This window comes from Saccharobesus litoralis (assembly GCF_003063625.1).
In the GTDB taxonomy this organism is placed as follows: domain Bacteria; phylum Pseudomonadota; class Gammaproteobacteria; order Enterobacterales; family Alteromonadaceae; genus Saccharobesus; species Saccharobesus litoralis.
Window position 1 is genome coordinate 3,490,234 of sequence record NZ_CP026604.1, and the last position, 14,237, is coordinate 3,504,470.

The following is a 14,237-nucleotide window of genomic DNA, read 5'->3' on the forward strand; positions in this document are numbered from 1 at the left end:
AGTCTATTTAAGTGAATTATACGCTTAGGCGTGGCCTACGTCGCTAGATATTTGCCATGGATTGAAGCCTAACTTTTCGGTGGCGGCTTCCCAACGTTTGTGAATGGGTTGTTTAAAAATGATGTCGCTGTCAGCTTCTATCGTTAACCATGAGTTTTCTTGTAGTTCTTTTTCTAACTGGCCAGCTGACCAGCCAGCGTAACCGAGCGTAATGAGATAATCTTGTGGGCCTAAATCAGCGCCTATCGCTTGTAAAATATCTTTTGAGGTGGTTAGACTTAATTCTTTCGATATATTGATTGAGCTTGCCCATTCATTTTCAGCTTCGCTTCTATGCAAAACAAAGCCGCGCTCAGTACCTACTGGTCCACCGGCATAGACAGGGGTGTCGGTTAAATTATCAGCACTAACATCAATTTTTATTTGTTTGAGCAGTGAATCGAGTTTGATATCAACAGGTTGGTTAATGACTAATCCCATTGCGCCTTCATCATTATGCTCACAAATATAGGTAACCGTTTTAGAAAAATACGGATCTTTCATGGTGGGCATGGCGATAATAAAATGGTTCTCGAGGTTCTGCATAAGCAAAATTAGATATTAGTTGTGTAATGATTATAGGCTTGATTTTCTCAGAACAAAAACCTTTATTTGTTAATTAGCCGCTGTTATTCGCTACTTGTCGAGAGGGTAACCTGAGGTAAGTTTTCGACACTGGTTTGCCGGCTAATCTCAAAAAATGATTGAATATAGCCTTTTGACTTATCGCGGCGTTTTATCGCAGCAAACAACTCACTTTGCACACCGTCTTTACCTAACGACGCCGTTGCGATCAAATTTTGACTTTCGTATTCGTGCACAGCCCAATTGGGCAATACTGCCACGCCCATGTCAGCGGTGACCATTTGCAATATCATTAACGTTTGGTCGACTTTTTTAACTGATTTAGGTTGAGTGTTAACAGGATTAAGAAAGTGCTTAAACACATCTAATCTATTGTTGGCTACAGGGTAAACCAGCAAGTTTTCGCTTTGTAAATCTTTAGGCTCAATATAGTTGCGCTTCGCTAATTTATGGTTCGGAGACGTGACAAGTAGCATTTCAAAGTTAAACAAAGGTTCAAAATGCAGTAAGTCAGACGGATATTTATCAGCCGTAATGACCAGATCCAATTGCCCTTCTTCCAAACCTGGTAGTGCATCAAACATAAAGTCATTATTGAATTCAATATCGACTAACGGCCAGCGTTGTTTAAATTGGCTGATGGCTGGCATGAGCCATTGAAAACAACTGTGGCATTCAATAGCTAAACGCAAGCGGCCTTTATTGCCTTGTTTCAATTCATGTAGCTTTTGTTCAGTATTACTGAGGGCCGGTAGTACTTGGTCGGCTAATTCTAACAAAACTTGGCCTTCTGCAGTTAACTGAACAGGGTTGGTTTTGCGAATAAACAGTGGGTTACCTATGCGTCCTTCAATATCTTTGAGTTGATGTGACAAAGCAGAAGACGACGTATTAAGCCAGTCGGCAGCTTTTGCCAAGGTACCCAATTGGGCAATGGCTTTGATCGTTTTTAAATGGCGAATTTCCAGCATAACGATGACATTGTGATAGATAACAGCTAAACAAGTAGCGTGAATTATACGGTAAGCAGTAAAATTTGCTAGGATCGGTCGATAAAACGCTTAAGAGGAATTCGAATGTTAAAAGCTGGCATATATCGTCATTATAAAGGCAATCTTTATCAAGTTATTGATGTTGCACGTCATAGCGAAACTGAAGAATATTTAGTGGTTTATCGCCCAGAATATGGAGATCGTGATTTGTGGGTTAGACCGTTAGATATGTTCACCGAGTCTGTGACTAAAGATGGCGTCACTCAAGATCGGTTTACTTACGTTGCCGCCTCTATGGCAGATTTATAGTCTTCTCGCTCAGGTCTTATGGTTCATTGTCAGCGCTTACTCTCGACTTTGCTTGCATGGATGTAAGTACTTAGGTTTCGTCTGGAACGAGAAACCTGCCCCTAAAACCTGATCGCTTTTACTATTTATAACCAAGGTGTTAACTCATGGAATAATATTTGCTTAAGCTAATCAAAGACATTTTTTTGACAGCTATCTAAAAGTGAATTGTCCATGAGTTGTTTACGACTGTTTATTATTGATTTTCGCCGGTTGGCCATTGTTGGTTGGGTCGCCATACTCAGTGCCTGTGGTGGATCACTAAGTGGTGAAGGTACAACAGATGAAGAAAATACAGCGCTGCGTGTTATTGTTGGTAACGATTTAACGGTAGCTGAGCTATCTGAAATTACTATTACCAGCTTTGTAAACGGCGATAATGAACCTTACACCTATCTGTGGCAAGTTCAGCCCGCGCAATATGCAGATACCATTAGTCGCGATGATGCCGCTGAATTAACCTTTACCGCTCCTGATGTGACGGTGACAGAGTCGGTGACATTATTTTTGGCCGTTACTGATGCTGTGGGTAATGTAGCCACCGCGTCAAAAAAAATTACGGTTGAACCGATTAGCTCACCGCCTATTGTTGCTTTGACACAAGCGCAAACGGGGCAAAAAAAATTCAGTGTTGAATCCGGTATCGGCTTTAGTTTGTCGGCAAACTGGATAGATGCCGAGGACCAAACTGCGGTTAGCGTAGCACGTTTGCGTTTAGAGCAAATTTCAGGTTCACCGATTGATAATGTCCCAGCAGGTGGGATAAGACGCGACTTTATCGCCTCTAATTTAACGCCAACTGTCACTGAGCTTATCGCTAACAATGAATTTATTAATCTTAGTACGCAAACCGTAACCTTAAGGTTTACTTTGGAGGTTACCGACACCAGTACTATTACTGTGACTGATCAAGTCGAGGTCGATATATTACCTGCGGTTGTTTCTTTACCTAACGTGAGTGCGGGTAGCGATATTGTGACTTATGAAGGCCAAACCGTTACCTTAAATGGTACGGCTAACACCAGTAACTTACAGTGGCGTCAAGCGGCTGGCACGGTGCCAGTGGCTATAATTAATAATACCTCACCGGTGGCGCGTTTTACCGCCCCCGCCGTTTCTGAAGATACACAATTTCAATTTACGTTACGCGCAACAAACAGTAATGGTTTTCGCGATGATACTGTTGGTGTGTTAGTTAGACCCATTTCTACCTTCGACGGTTTCAACGATACTGGGATTAACACCTGTGCCAGTGCTACCAGTAATTTAACACCGTTACCATCACCGCCGGCAACGCCTTCTTGTGCCTCGCTTTCTTATCCTGGGCAAGATGCTGAAGTTGGGCGAGATCCAACGAGCCTGAGTCAGTCTATTGCCAAGCGTGGTAGTGGCGAACTCGGCTTTGATTTCACCAAGTTAGATGCAAATGGTGATGAGATTAATAACGGTACACATACCTGTATACGAGATAACGTGACTGAACTGATCTGGGAAGTGAAAACCACAACGGGTTATCGCAGTTACAATAGTACGTTTAGTTGGCGTAATACGGATACGGCAACCAGTGGTAACAGTGAGGGATTAGCCAATGGTGGCAGTTGTACCACTGAGGTTGGTGTATTAACCAGTTGTGATACGGAAGCTTATGTAACCGCGATTAATACCGTCGGCTTATGCGGTGCGAATGATTGGCGATTACCAACAATGCAAGAACTGACATCTATTTTTAACTTTGGTCGATTAGGCGATCGTTTCGCACGCGATGTTGATGGTAGTGAACTGTGGCCAGAACATGCATCGGATAGCGTATTGTATTGGACAAGTCAGCCTAGTGCATTTGGTATTGGTACGACAGACACAGCCCCTAATGCATGGATGATAGACAGTGTGACAGGTAACGATTTTGCGCGTCTTAAATCAACTCCAGGGCGTATTATTTTAGTTAGAGGAGCGCCAGAAAGTGCAGAGTAAATCTATATTGAGCTTAATGTTAGCGACATTAGTGTTTGGCCAAACTGTACAGGCGGCCCAAGTTTGTTTATCGGGTGCAACGCCTAGTACACCGACAGAGCAATTCAATGTCGACACAACAACTGGGATTGCCACTGATCAAAAAACCGGTTTAAGTTGGTTTGTTTGTTCTGCCGGTTTAACTTGGAACGCGACAACTGGAGCTTGCGAAGGCACGGCGAATACATATAGCTGGCAAGATGCCTTAACCTATGCAGATACATTTGAATACGCCAATTTCACGGATTGGCGTTTACCCAATATTAAAGAATTAATGTCGATAATTGAGCGCCAATGCTCGACACCCGCCATTAATATTACCGTGTTTACTGACAATTTAACGGAGCGCTATTGGAGTAGTTCACCTGTTATAGCAAGCGACGGTAATGGCGGTGTGGTTGGCGATACGGTTTGGGCCGTATCATTTGAAGAGGGTAGTAATAACACGCCTTTAAAAACCAGTAATTCGTTAGTGCGTTTAGTACGTAAAGTTCAATAGTGTGGCTGTAAAAGTCAATAAATTGATATTTCACTAAGCTCTTGAAATTATTGAGCTTAGTGATTTTTTCTTACCAACTTAGCTTTTATTAATGGAATAAAAGGCTTTATCACCATATTTTTCTTTTGTTTGACTTAATTTTTAAGCACAAATAAATGTCATTTTGTTCAGATTATTAACTAGTTTTGCCAGTCAAGCTCAATTAAGCTAGCCTTTTACCGTTCACCTTTTATTTGGCTCGTGTTTGTGAGAGATTTTCAACAAGCTCAGTGCGTCACTATGCAACCTGAGTTGGCAGAAGAGTATGCTGTTGCGTTCTGCATCAATGATATTAGCTACGCCGTTATGATGGCGTCGCCGCATGATTTGGAAGATTTTGCCTTTGGTTTTCTGTTTGCAGAAAAGCTAATTTCAAACCCTAATCAAGTTCATGATATCAAGGTAAGCTTAATGCCAAATGAGGCAATGGCTGAAATTAATGTGACGTTGGCTAATCGTTGTTTAGAGAATCTACGCGCTAAGAAACGTAACCTCGCCGGAGCCAGCGGCTGCGGTATTTGTGGTGTAGAAGCGTTGCAGCAAGCCTTACCTGCTGTTGACGTGGTTGCAAAGCAAGAGGTTATTTCATTGGCGGCCATTGCCAACTTACGCCAACAGTGCCAGCAATGGCAGGGATTGGCAAAAAATACGGGGGCGCTGCACGGCGCTTTTTTACTTGATTTGTCCGGTAAAATAATCGAGTCGCGCGAAGATATTGGTCGGCATAATGCCCTAGATAAACTGATTGGTGCCTGTTTACGTAACCTTAATTTTCAAGCAGATCATGTTGCCATTTTGCTTACCAGCCGCTGTGGTGTCGAACTGGTTTATAAAGTTGCCAATTTGGGCGTGGCTAATCTTGTCAGTTTGTCAGCCCCCAGCCAGCTTGCGTTGAATATTGCGCATCAAGCTAATCTCAATTTAATTCACTTAACTAAACTTGATGGCCCTCGCGTGCTGAATCAAGCCTATTCTGATACGAGGACATTGTCATGAGTAAGCAACCTGAAAAAGCTGGCGGTTTAGCGTCGTTACAATCGACGGTTAAGCATGTGTGGAAAAGTCAGCAAGCCAAAACCAATATTAAGAATTTGATGCGTGCCAATCAAGCACATGGCTTTGATTGCCCCGGTTGTGCTTGGGGTGATCAAAAGGAAGGGTTAATTCAATTTTGTGAAAATGGCGCAAAAGCGATTGCTTGGGAGTCGACCAATAAAAAAGTCGATGCTGCTTTTTTCCAACAACACACTGTCACGCAATTACTCAAGCAAAGTGATTATTGGTTAGAGTACCAAGGGCGGCTAACTCAACCTGTGCGTTACAACGCAGAGACAGATAAATATCAAGCCATTGAGTGGCAGCAAGCTTTTGATTTAATTGCTGATAAATTGCAATCTTTGGCTTCGCCAGATGAAGCTGAATTTTATACATCGGGTCGTGCGAGTAACGAAGTGTCTTTTGTGTATCAGTTATTGGGGCGTTTGTACGGTACCAATAATTTTCCCGATTGTTCTAACATGTGTCATGAAGCCAGTGGTGTTGCGTTAAATCAAGCAATAGGTGTGGGTAAAGGCACTGTCGTGTTGGATGATTTTGATCAAGCTGACGCCATTTTTGTATTTGGGCAAAACCCAGGTTCCAACCATCCGCGTATGATGAACGCCTTGCGTCGTGCTGCACGAAAGGGCTGTAAAATTGTATCCTTTAATAATTTAAAAGAAGTGGCGCTTAAGCGTTTTGCCAGCCCGCAAAGTCCAGTTGAGTTGTTAACGCCAGCGGCGACTGAAATTAGCCATTTGTATTTTAGCCCCAAACTGGGCGGAGACATGGCAGCGATAAGGGGCATGGTAAAAACCTTGTTGGCATGGCAAGCAGAAGCTGAAAAAACAGCGCAAGCTGATGTGATAGATAAAGCGTTTATTGAACAACACACAGTGGATTTTACCGCCTATTGCCAGCAAGTTGAATCAACCTCGTGGCAACAAATTGAGCAACAGTCCGGCTTAAGTCGAGCGGATATTGAAGCGGCTACCCAAGTTTTTAGCCGAGCAGATAAGGTTATTTGTACTTGGGCGATGGGGATCACTCAGCATAAACATTCAGTGGCAACGATACGCGAAATCGTAAACTTGCAGTTAATGACGGGTAATATTGGTAAGGCAGGTGCTGGTTTATGCCCAGTGCGCGGCCATAGTAATGTTCAGGGTAATCGCACCATGGGCATAAACGATAAACCAAAGCAGGCATTTTTGGATGCGATGCAGGCTTATTTTAATGTACCTATGCCGCAAGAACCTGGTCATAATGTTTATCACGCTTTAAATGCTTTCTTACAGAAAAAAAGCAAGGTGCTAATCTGCCTTGGTGGTAATTTAGCGGCGGCTGCGCCAGATACAGAACAAACCTATCAAGCGATGCGCAATACTGAGTTGAATGTGCAAATCAGCACAAAACTTAATCGCAGCCATTTAATGGTAGGTCAAGACGCCTTGATATTACCCTGTTTGGGCCGAACCGAGATTGATCGTCAAGCAAGTGGTGAACAAGCTATCACAGTCGAAGATACCTTTAGTATGGTTCATGCGTCACAGGGCAAAGTGGAACCGCTTGATCCACAATTAAAGTCAGAAGTGGCTATTATTTGTGGTATTGCACAAGCGACACTGGGTAATGAATTAATTAATTGGCCAAGTTTAGTTGACGACTATAGTTTGATCCGCGACATGGTTGCTCAGGTGATCCCAGGCTTTACAGGCTTCAATGATAAAATTTTGCAACCTGGTGGCTTTTATTTGGGGAACAGTGCGGCGGATTTGCATTGGCTAAATAGCGCGGGTAAAGCGGAATTTAGTCAAGATGTGCTGCCCACTTGCATTATTAATGATGCGGTACATAGCATGGTTGAAGGTAAAAAACAGCCGATATTAACCTTACAAACCTTACGATCGCATGACCAGTATAATACGACGATTTACGGTATGGATGATAGATACCGTGGTATTGCCGGTGAGCGTAAGATTTTGTTTATTAATGAACAAGACGCTAAACGGCAAAAACTACAGCAGGGTGATAAGGTGCAAATCACATCCATTTGGCCAGATAATCAAAGTCGTAAAGTCGATGGTTTCAAGATTGAAATTTATGACATCCCCGAAGGCAATTTAGCGGCTTACTACCCTGAAACAAACCCTTTGGTGCCTTTAGATAGCGTGGGTGATGGCTCTTACACGCCAACTTCAAAATCTGTACCTGTGATAATAGAAAAATCGATGCAAGCCGAGTCTATAATTTAAACCCTAGGTTAGTGGCTGTTCGTCACTAGCCAAATTCATCTCATTTATTCTGACGTTAATCTTGTCATATTGTTTTTTGTGGTCGATATCCATTAACCTGAGCTTAGTTAATGTTTTAGGCTAACAACGTGGCGTATGAAGGCTTGGTGTCATTTTATTGGTGTTTTATTTTTAGGTTTGCTATCGGGTTCGGCCAGTGCCATTGATGAATGCAAAATCGACGTTGAGCTGGGCTTGGTTATCAATCAGCGCCATATTCGGGTGCTAGATAATCATAGAACCCTTGTACAATATAATCATCCTAGTCAGATTATTGTGAAAGGGCAGGTCATTGAATTAACACCTGAACAGCAAAGTTTAGTTAAAGACTACATTACAACTGTGCAGTCTCAGGTGCCAGACTATATTGATCTCATTGTTGAAGGTTCTCATATCGCTGCGCGTTGGCTAAACGAACTGGCTGCCAGTTTACATGGTGAAAATAGTGAAAATCACAATCGAGTGCGTGGCCAAGTGGAGCACGTGGTTTTTCAAATTATGGAAAAATTTAACCATAAAGATGAAAATTTCTATTTAGGACCGCAGAGCCTTTACACGTTAGAACAAACGATTAATCAACAATTTTCAGAGCAAATGCGCATTACTTTGACAGATCACCTGAATATGTTGGTCAGTGCAGTTATCGATGATACTGATGATTTTAAAGCGAATATGCAGCGTTTTGGCGTAGAGTTAAGTAATTTGTCGCAAGATGTTGTCAAAGAATTAGAGCAAAAATCCGGTAATCTCGACAAAAAGTCCCAAGAGTTTTGCCAGCAAGTGGTTAATATCGACTTACTTGAGACTCAATTGCAGCATCAAATCCCAGAGTTGGCCGAAATTAATGTGTTTAACATCAGATAAGTATAGTCAAAGCGATCAGGTTTTAGGGGCAGCCATCAAAGCTACCGCGTCCTGCTCACGCCCCTTACCTGCATCCATGCAGGCAAGCTTCGAAACCCCATGAGCATATGCTCTATTATGTGATTGGGGTTGCCTAAAGGGATTTAGGTAGTAGGACGACGCAGGAGCCACAGGTTTCCTGTTCCCGACGAAACCTAAGTACTTACATCCATGTAAGCAAAGTCGAGAGTAAGCGCAGACAATAAACCATAAGGCCTGAGCGAGAAGACTATAGCTTGACTACTCTGACATAGCGACAGCTTGAGCTTGTTGTATTTTGTAAAGCCAAGCTTTTAAATCTAATGGTTTGCTTAATAAGTAGCCTTGATAAATATCGCAGCCACGCTCAGCTAAGTAAGACTGTTGCCATTTATTTTCGATTCCTTCTGCGACCGTTTGTACCCCTAATGATTTTGCCATTTGCAAGATAGTATTAACGATGGGCACTTGTGCTGAGTTGTCATTGATGGCTTCAACAAAAAAACGGTCAATTTTTAACTCGTGGATCGGCAATGCCTGTAAGTAACTCAAACTTGAGTAACCTGTGCCAAAATCGTCTATTGAAAAGCGAAATCCGTATTTAGAGAGCAACAACATGCGTTGCTTAACTAAATCAATGTCTGTAACTAGAGTCGTTTCGGTAATTTCTAGCATGAGTTCCTGTGGCGATATTTCCCAAAGTTGACTTTGGTGCAGTAACTCTTGGCAAAACTTGGGTTGAATAAGCTGTTTAGCGCTTAGGTTAACGGCAATAACCGTATGTATACCTTGATGATTCAATTCATTAAGCAGTTGGCAAACACTATTTAATACCCAGCGTCCTATTTGAATAATATCGCCATTATCTTCAGCGATTGGAATAAATTCTGCTGGGGAAACCGATCCAAAAGTGGTCGAGCGCCAGCGAATTAACGCCTCAGACGCAACTATGTTACCCGCAGTATTATATTGTGGCTGCAGCTGTAAATAGAACTCATTTTTATTAAGTGCCAATTGTAAGCTGCTAGCTATGAGCGAACGTCGTTCAAATTCGGCGTATTGCTTGTTATCGATTATTGAGTGGGTATTACCCCCTTTGCTTTTTGCTTGGCTTTTCGCAAACTCTAAAAGTTGGATAAAACGCTCACAATTTAAACTGTTGGCAAAAGTAAAAGCGGAACCTATGCTAATGGTTAGGTGATGTATGTGTTCAGCTATTGCCATTTCATCAGATACAGACTGCAAAATGGCTTGGCTTAATTTGGCTATAGTTAACAATTCGTTTTCAATGCCATCGGATAATGGTGTTTGATGCAGCAAGAAAAAACTATCAGCTGTATTGCGGTATAGTTTAAACGTTTTTGGCAGTAGGGCATTGATACGTTGCGCAATCATATTGAGCGCATAATTACCGGTTGTTTTGCCGTAAGTGAGATTAATTTGTCCGAATCTATCAATATCCAATAAACTAGCATAGATCTGGGATTGAGTTAGGCTGGCTTTATTGAGTAAATCTTGCAAGTCTCGTTCAAATGATATGCGGTTTGGTAAGTCGGTTAGTCCATCAAAGTAGGCGAGTTGGTAAATTTTATCTTGGGCTTCTTTTCGTTCAGAAATATCCTTGATGATCCCGATAAATACGCGTTGGTTGTTTTGGATCACTTCCGACAATGAGAGCTCCATTGGAAACTCATTACCATTTGCTCTAATGGCAGGCAATTCGCGACCCACACCGATAATTTTAGCTTTACCCGTATTTAAGTAGCTGGTGACATACTTTTGATGCATATTGGCATAGGGCTGTGGCATTAACACAGAAACATTTTTGCCGACCAACTCAACTTCCTTACTAAGAAATATTTTTTCTACTGAGCGATTCGCTGACAATATAGTACCGTGATCGTTTACGGTAATGACAGCATCGTTTAAGTTATTGATAATAGTGGCTAAATAAGCTGAAGTATCTTGTTCGTGACTAATTAATGCTTTTTCTCGAGTTATGTCTTCAAAAGCGCCATAAATATGTGTCACGACTCCTTGGTGTTTACGTACTTTACCTGTTGTTCTTATCCATTTTTTTCGACCTTGTGCATCAATAAACCTAAGTTCTTCGTCATAAGGAATATGCTGCTCAATTGCTTGCTGAAAGCACTGACCTATGATGAGACCCGCATCGTTAGGGTAATGTTGAATACCGATGTCAGCCGTGATAGGACTACCAATTTCTAAGCCATAAATTCGGTATGTTTCATCTGTCCATATCATGGATTGATCGGCTAAGTTGTATTCCCAACCACCAACTGAAGCGAGTTGCTCAATTTCATTTAGTAGCTCATTTTGATGGAGTAGATCCATCTGATTTTTTTGATTGTTATGGGTAATGTACGCGTTGGCAAGGGCGAAAATTTGATTGCATAGTAGGCTAAACTTAAATGACGACCAATCGTCGAATCGCGTATCAGCCCCTAAAATTAACAATCCTGTAATGCATTGGGCGTCGGACATGGGAAAGATAAGTAGGTCAGTCCATCGCCCATCGCTTGTCATCATTTGTTCAAAGGCTATACGCTTCTCTCTTGGTAAGTGTGAGAAAAATATAGGTTGACCCTTATTTAACATTGCCATGATATTTTCGTATATTAGCTGGTCATTTATTTTGCTGCCAAGACAATTTTCAACATCGGCAGCCGATACGCGGCAATGAAAAGTTTGTTCCTTATTATCGGTAGACCATAGGCTTGAACAAGGTAGCGCAAAGTCGCTGTTTAGCTTGTTTAAGGCCTGTTGGAAAGTTGATTCCAGTTGTTCTTGTTGATCACAAACGCGTTGTTGCAGACGGCATAAGTCCGTTAAATAGCCAATTTTGTTCATACGAGACGACTAAACTACGATGAAGTGGCAGAATTGTGAACAAAAGTGCTGAGCTAGGCTAGTCAAGTGCAAAGCAAAATTGAATTAGCTTGATCTAACTCAATTAAATTAGCATTTCGAGCAGTTCGTTTAGGTATCTGTGACCAAGGGGGGTGACTTGCCAGTGTTGATTGTGGCTGTCTATAAAGCCTTTGCTTGTGGCTTGGTTGATAAATTCACTAACATCGTCAATTACTAGACCCGTATACGCACTAAATTCATCATGTGGGATGGCTTCCATTAAACGACAGCGATTAATGAAGTAATTAAACGCGAGGTCGTCTTGACTAATTTCGTTGCTTTCGAATAAATAGTCTTTGGCAAGATCCATATATCCAGTCGGGTGCTTTACTTTCTCTGTTCTAATAATCCGCTTTTCATTGGCTAGGGTTATTTTGCCATGTGCACCACAGCCAATGCCTAAGTAATCGCCAAACCGCCAATAATTTAAATTGTGCTGACATTGATGACCTGGTTTGGCATAAGCACTGATCTCATATTGTTGGTAACCATTTGTGGTAAGTAATTGATGCCCCTGTTCTTGTATTGCCCACAACGCATCGTCTTCAGGCAATATCGGCGGTTTTGAGCCAAATAAAGTATTGGGTTCTATGGTTAATTGATACCAACTTAAATGAGGTGGAGATTGGTCAAGGGCGGTATTTAGATCGTATAGTGCGTCCTGTAACGACTGGTCGGGTAGGCCGTGCATTAAATCTAAATTAAAACTATTTATCGGTAATTGCTGGGCTAAGTTAGCGGCATTAATGGCTTCGTTGGCATTATGTATGCGGCCAAGCTTTTGCAGTTTTTCTGCTTGTAAGGATTGCACCCCGATTGAAAAACGATTGATCCCAGCTTGGATAAAGCTGGCTAATTTTTCGGTTTCAACCGTGCCAGGGTTGGCTTCTAAGGTTATTTCACAGTTATCTTTTAGTTCGACGAGTGATTGAACCCCAGACAAAATTTGCTGGATCCCTTTAGCTGAAAACAGGCTAGGCGTACCGCCACCAAAAAAGATCGAGTGGATTTTTCGACCTTGAACATAGTGTAAATCTTGTTTTAAGTCATCTAACAAACAAGCAATATAGGTTGACTCGGGAATAGTATTGCCAACGGTTTGTGATGAGTTTTTGTGAGTTGCATGTGAGTTAAAGTCACAATACGGACACTTCTGTACACACCAAGGTATATGAATATAAAGACTTAAGGGCGGTAGCGTTAACGCCATGGTTATACCTGAGATTGTAGTTTATCTAATAGTTGCGTGAGCGCTTGTCCGCGGTGACTGATCTTATTTTTTTCAGCTTTGCTCAAATCTGCCGAAGTACAATGATGGCTATCTAACCAAAATAAAGGATCGTAACCAAAACCATTGCTACCTGAACGTTGTTCGGTAATACGCCCCTGCCATGAACCTTGACAAATTATCGGGGTCGGATCGTCTTTATGACGCATGAATACTAACACGCACTGAAATCTTGCCGTGCGTTGCTCTGGCTGTACACCTTGTAATTCAGCGAGTAATTTTTGGTTATTTTTTTCATCAGTGGCATTGTCACCACTATAACGCGCTGAATAAATACCAGGCGCGCCTTTTAAATAATCAACTTCAATACCAGAATCGTCTGCAATTGCGGGTAAACCGGTAGCTGCTGCGGCGTGTCTTGCTTTAATAATGGCATTTTCGACAAATGTGGTACCCGTTTCGGCTACTGATGACACATTAAATTCACTTTGGGCGACGACATCAATCGATAAAGGTTCAAGCATGGCGCTTAACTCTTTTACTTTGCCTTGGTTACCGGTTGCGAGTACGATTTTTTGCATTGAAATATCCTAGTAAAGTTTTTGCCAGTTTTTGTGTTGATTGGCATCTTTAGTGAGTACGACGACTTCGCATTTCGCTACGTAATCTTGTAATGCTAATTTGTATTTAGGGGCGAAAAGTAACCATAAATTACCTAAACCAAAAACCGAGCTGGCTAAACGGATTAAGGCTTGTTTTTTACTAATGTCATGACCGGATTCATTTTGAATTCTTAGACGCCATGCTTTCATTCCTACGGTTTGTCCACCTTGGCTCCAAAACCAAATATAAAAATAACAAACACAGCTTAATACATATATTTGAAACAGAATGTGGATTACAGTATGAGCTTGTAGCCAAGCCGCTAAATCTTGATGGCCTGTGGTGGTGAATAGTCCTAGGGTTTGCGCTAGCCCTAAAAAAAACATGCCTATGGCTGCGGCGGCTAAAGCTAGGGCACAGACAACAAGAGAATCGTAAATAATAGCGGCGATGCGCCTTATAAGCCCTGCGCGGGCAAAGCCATTTTTAGAGATGATATCGGGCATAGAAAAGCGTCACAAAATAATGTCGCGCTATGCTAGCAAATATTAGCGTTGGATCAACTTGAAGCATCTATCAATTTTTGTTCTCTTATATCACTTAACATATAGTTGAATGATTAAATCAAACTGGACGGTCTAATTTTAGTCAAAGCGATCGAGTTTTAGGGGAAGCCGTCAAGCTTCGAGGCCCCATGAGCATATGCTCTATTATGTGATTGGGGTGAGTAAGCGCCGACAATGAACCAT

The 14,237-nt window shown here is 41.9% G+C and carries 12 protein-coding genes; 6 read left to right on the forward strand and 6 right to left on the reverse strand.

The features are described 5' to 3' along the window. Positions 1 to 24: 24 nt before the first annotated feature. Positions 25 to 585 (reverse strand): YqgE/AlgH family protein, encoded by a 561-nt coding sequence (locus C2869_RS12485; RefSeq protein ID WP_108603249.1) that lies wholly within the window; start codon positions 583 to 585, stop codon positions 25 to 27. Between the two features lie 83 nt (positions 586 to 668). Next, positions 669 to 1,595, reverse strand: coding sequence for a LysR substrate-binding domain-containing protein (locus tag C2869_RS12490; RefSeq protein ID WP_108603250.1), 927 nt, complete (start codon positions 1,593 to 1,595; stop codon positions 669 to 671). 105 nt (positions 1,596 to 1,700) lie between these two features. Between C2869_RS12490 and C2869_RS12495 the strand changes: the two genes are divergently transcribed. The 6 genes from C2869_RS12495 to C2869_RS12520 all read left to right on the forward strand — a co-directional run bounded on the left by C2869_RS12495 (position 1,701) and on the right by C2869_RS12520 (position 8,708). Further along, positions 1,701 to 1,925 carry a DUF1653 domain-containing protein gene (locus tag C2869_RS12495; protein ID WP_108603251.1) on the forward strand — a complete coding sequence of 75 codons (225 nt, stop codon included), beginning with the start codon at positions 1,701 to 1,703 and terminating at the stop codon, positions 1,923 to 1,925. A 213-nt stretch (positions 1,926 to 2,138) separates the two neighbouring features. Continuing rightward, positions 2,139 to 3,935, forward strand: a complete 1,797-nt coding sequence (locus C2869_RS12500) for an Lcl C-terminal domain-containing protein (RefSeq protein ID WP_108603252.1) — start codon at positions 2,139 to 2,141, stop codon at positions 3,933 to 3,935. Then, the gene (locus C2869_RS12505; RefSeq protein ID WP_159084152.1) at positions 3,925 to 4,473 is read left to right on the forward strand and encodes an Lcl C-terminal domain-containing protein; all 549 of its coding nucleotides are present in this window, start codon (positions 3,925 to 3,927) and stop codon (positions 4,471 to 4,473) included. The genes C2869_RS12500 and C2869_RS12505 overlap by 11 nt, the downstream gene beginning before the upstream one ends. A 246-nt stretch (positions 4,474 to 4,719) precedes the next feature. After that, a complete protein-coding gene (gene fdhD, locus C2869_RS12510; RefSeq protein WP_199915564.1) occupies positions 4,720 to 5,508 on the forward strand; it encodes a formate dehydrogenase accessory sulfurtransferase FdhD in 789 nt (262 codons plus the stop codon). Continuing rightward, complete coding sequence (locus C2869_RS12515) at positions 5,505 to 7,805, forward strand: FdhF/YdeP family oxidoreductase (RefSeq protein WP_108603255.1); 2,301 nt, start codon at positions 5,505 to 5,507, stop codon at positions 7,803 to 7,805. Before fdhD ends, C2869_RS12515 begins: the two co-directional genes overlap by 4 nt. 135 nt (positions 7,806 to 7,940) lie before the next feature. Then, positions 7,941 to 8,708 carry a DUF2884 family protein gene (locus C2869_RS12520; RefSeq protein WP_108603256.1) on the forward strand — a complete coding sequence of 256 codons (768 nt, stop codon included), beginning with the start codon at positions 7,941 to 7,943 and terminating at the stop codon, positions 8,706 to 8,708. A gap of 279 nt (positions 8,709 to 8,987) precedes the next feature. Here the strand turns inward: C2869_RS12520 and C2869_RS12525 are convergent, their stop codons facing one another. The 4 genes from C2869_RS12525 to C2869_RS12540 all read right to left on the reverse strand — a co-directional run bounded on the left by C2869_RS12525 (position 8,988) and on the right by C2869_RS12540 (position 13,994). Further along, positions 8,988 to 11,597 (reverse strand): putative bifunctional diguanylate cyclase/phosphodiesterase, encoded by a 2,610-nt coding sequence (locus C2869_RS12525; protein WP_108603257.1) that lies wholly within the window; start codon positions 11,595 to 11,597, stop codon positions 8,988 to 8,990. 103 nt (positions 11,598 to 11,700) lie between these two features. Then, on the reverse strand, positions 11,701 to 12,867 hold the full coding sequence (gene hemW / locus C2869_RS12530) for a radical SAM family heme chaperone HemW (RefSeq protein ID WP_108603258.1): 1,167 nt from the start codon (positions 12,865 to 12,867) through the stop codon (positions 11,701 to 11,703). Between the two features lie 2 nt (positions 12,868 to 12,869). After that, the gene (locus C2869_RS12535; RefSeq protein WP_108603259.1) at positions 12,870 to 13,466 is read right to left on the reverse strand and encodes an XTP/dITP diphosphatase; all 597 of its coding nucleotides are present in this window, start codon (positions 13,464 to 13,466) and stop codon (positions 12,870 to 12,872) included. 9 nt (positions 13,467 to 13,475) lie between these two features. After that, the gene (locus C2869_RS12540; protein ID WP_108603260.1) at positions 13,476 to 13,994 is read right to left on the reverse strand and encodes an RDD family protein; all 519 of its coding nucleotides are present in this window, start codon (positions 13,992 to 13,994) and stop codon (positions 13,476 to 13,478) included. Between the last annotated feature and the right edge of the window lie 243 nt (positions 13,995 to 14,237).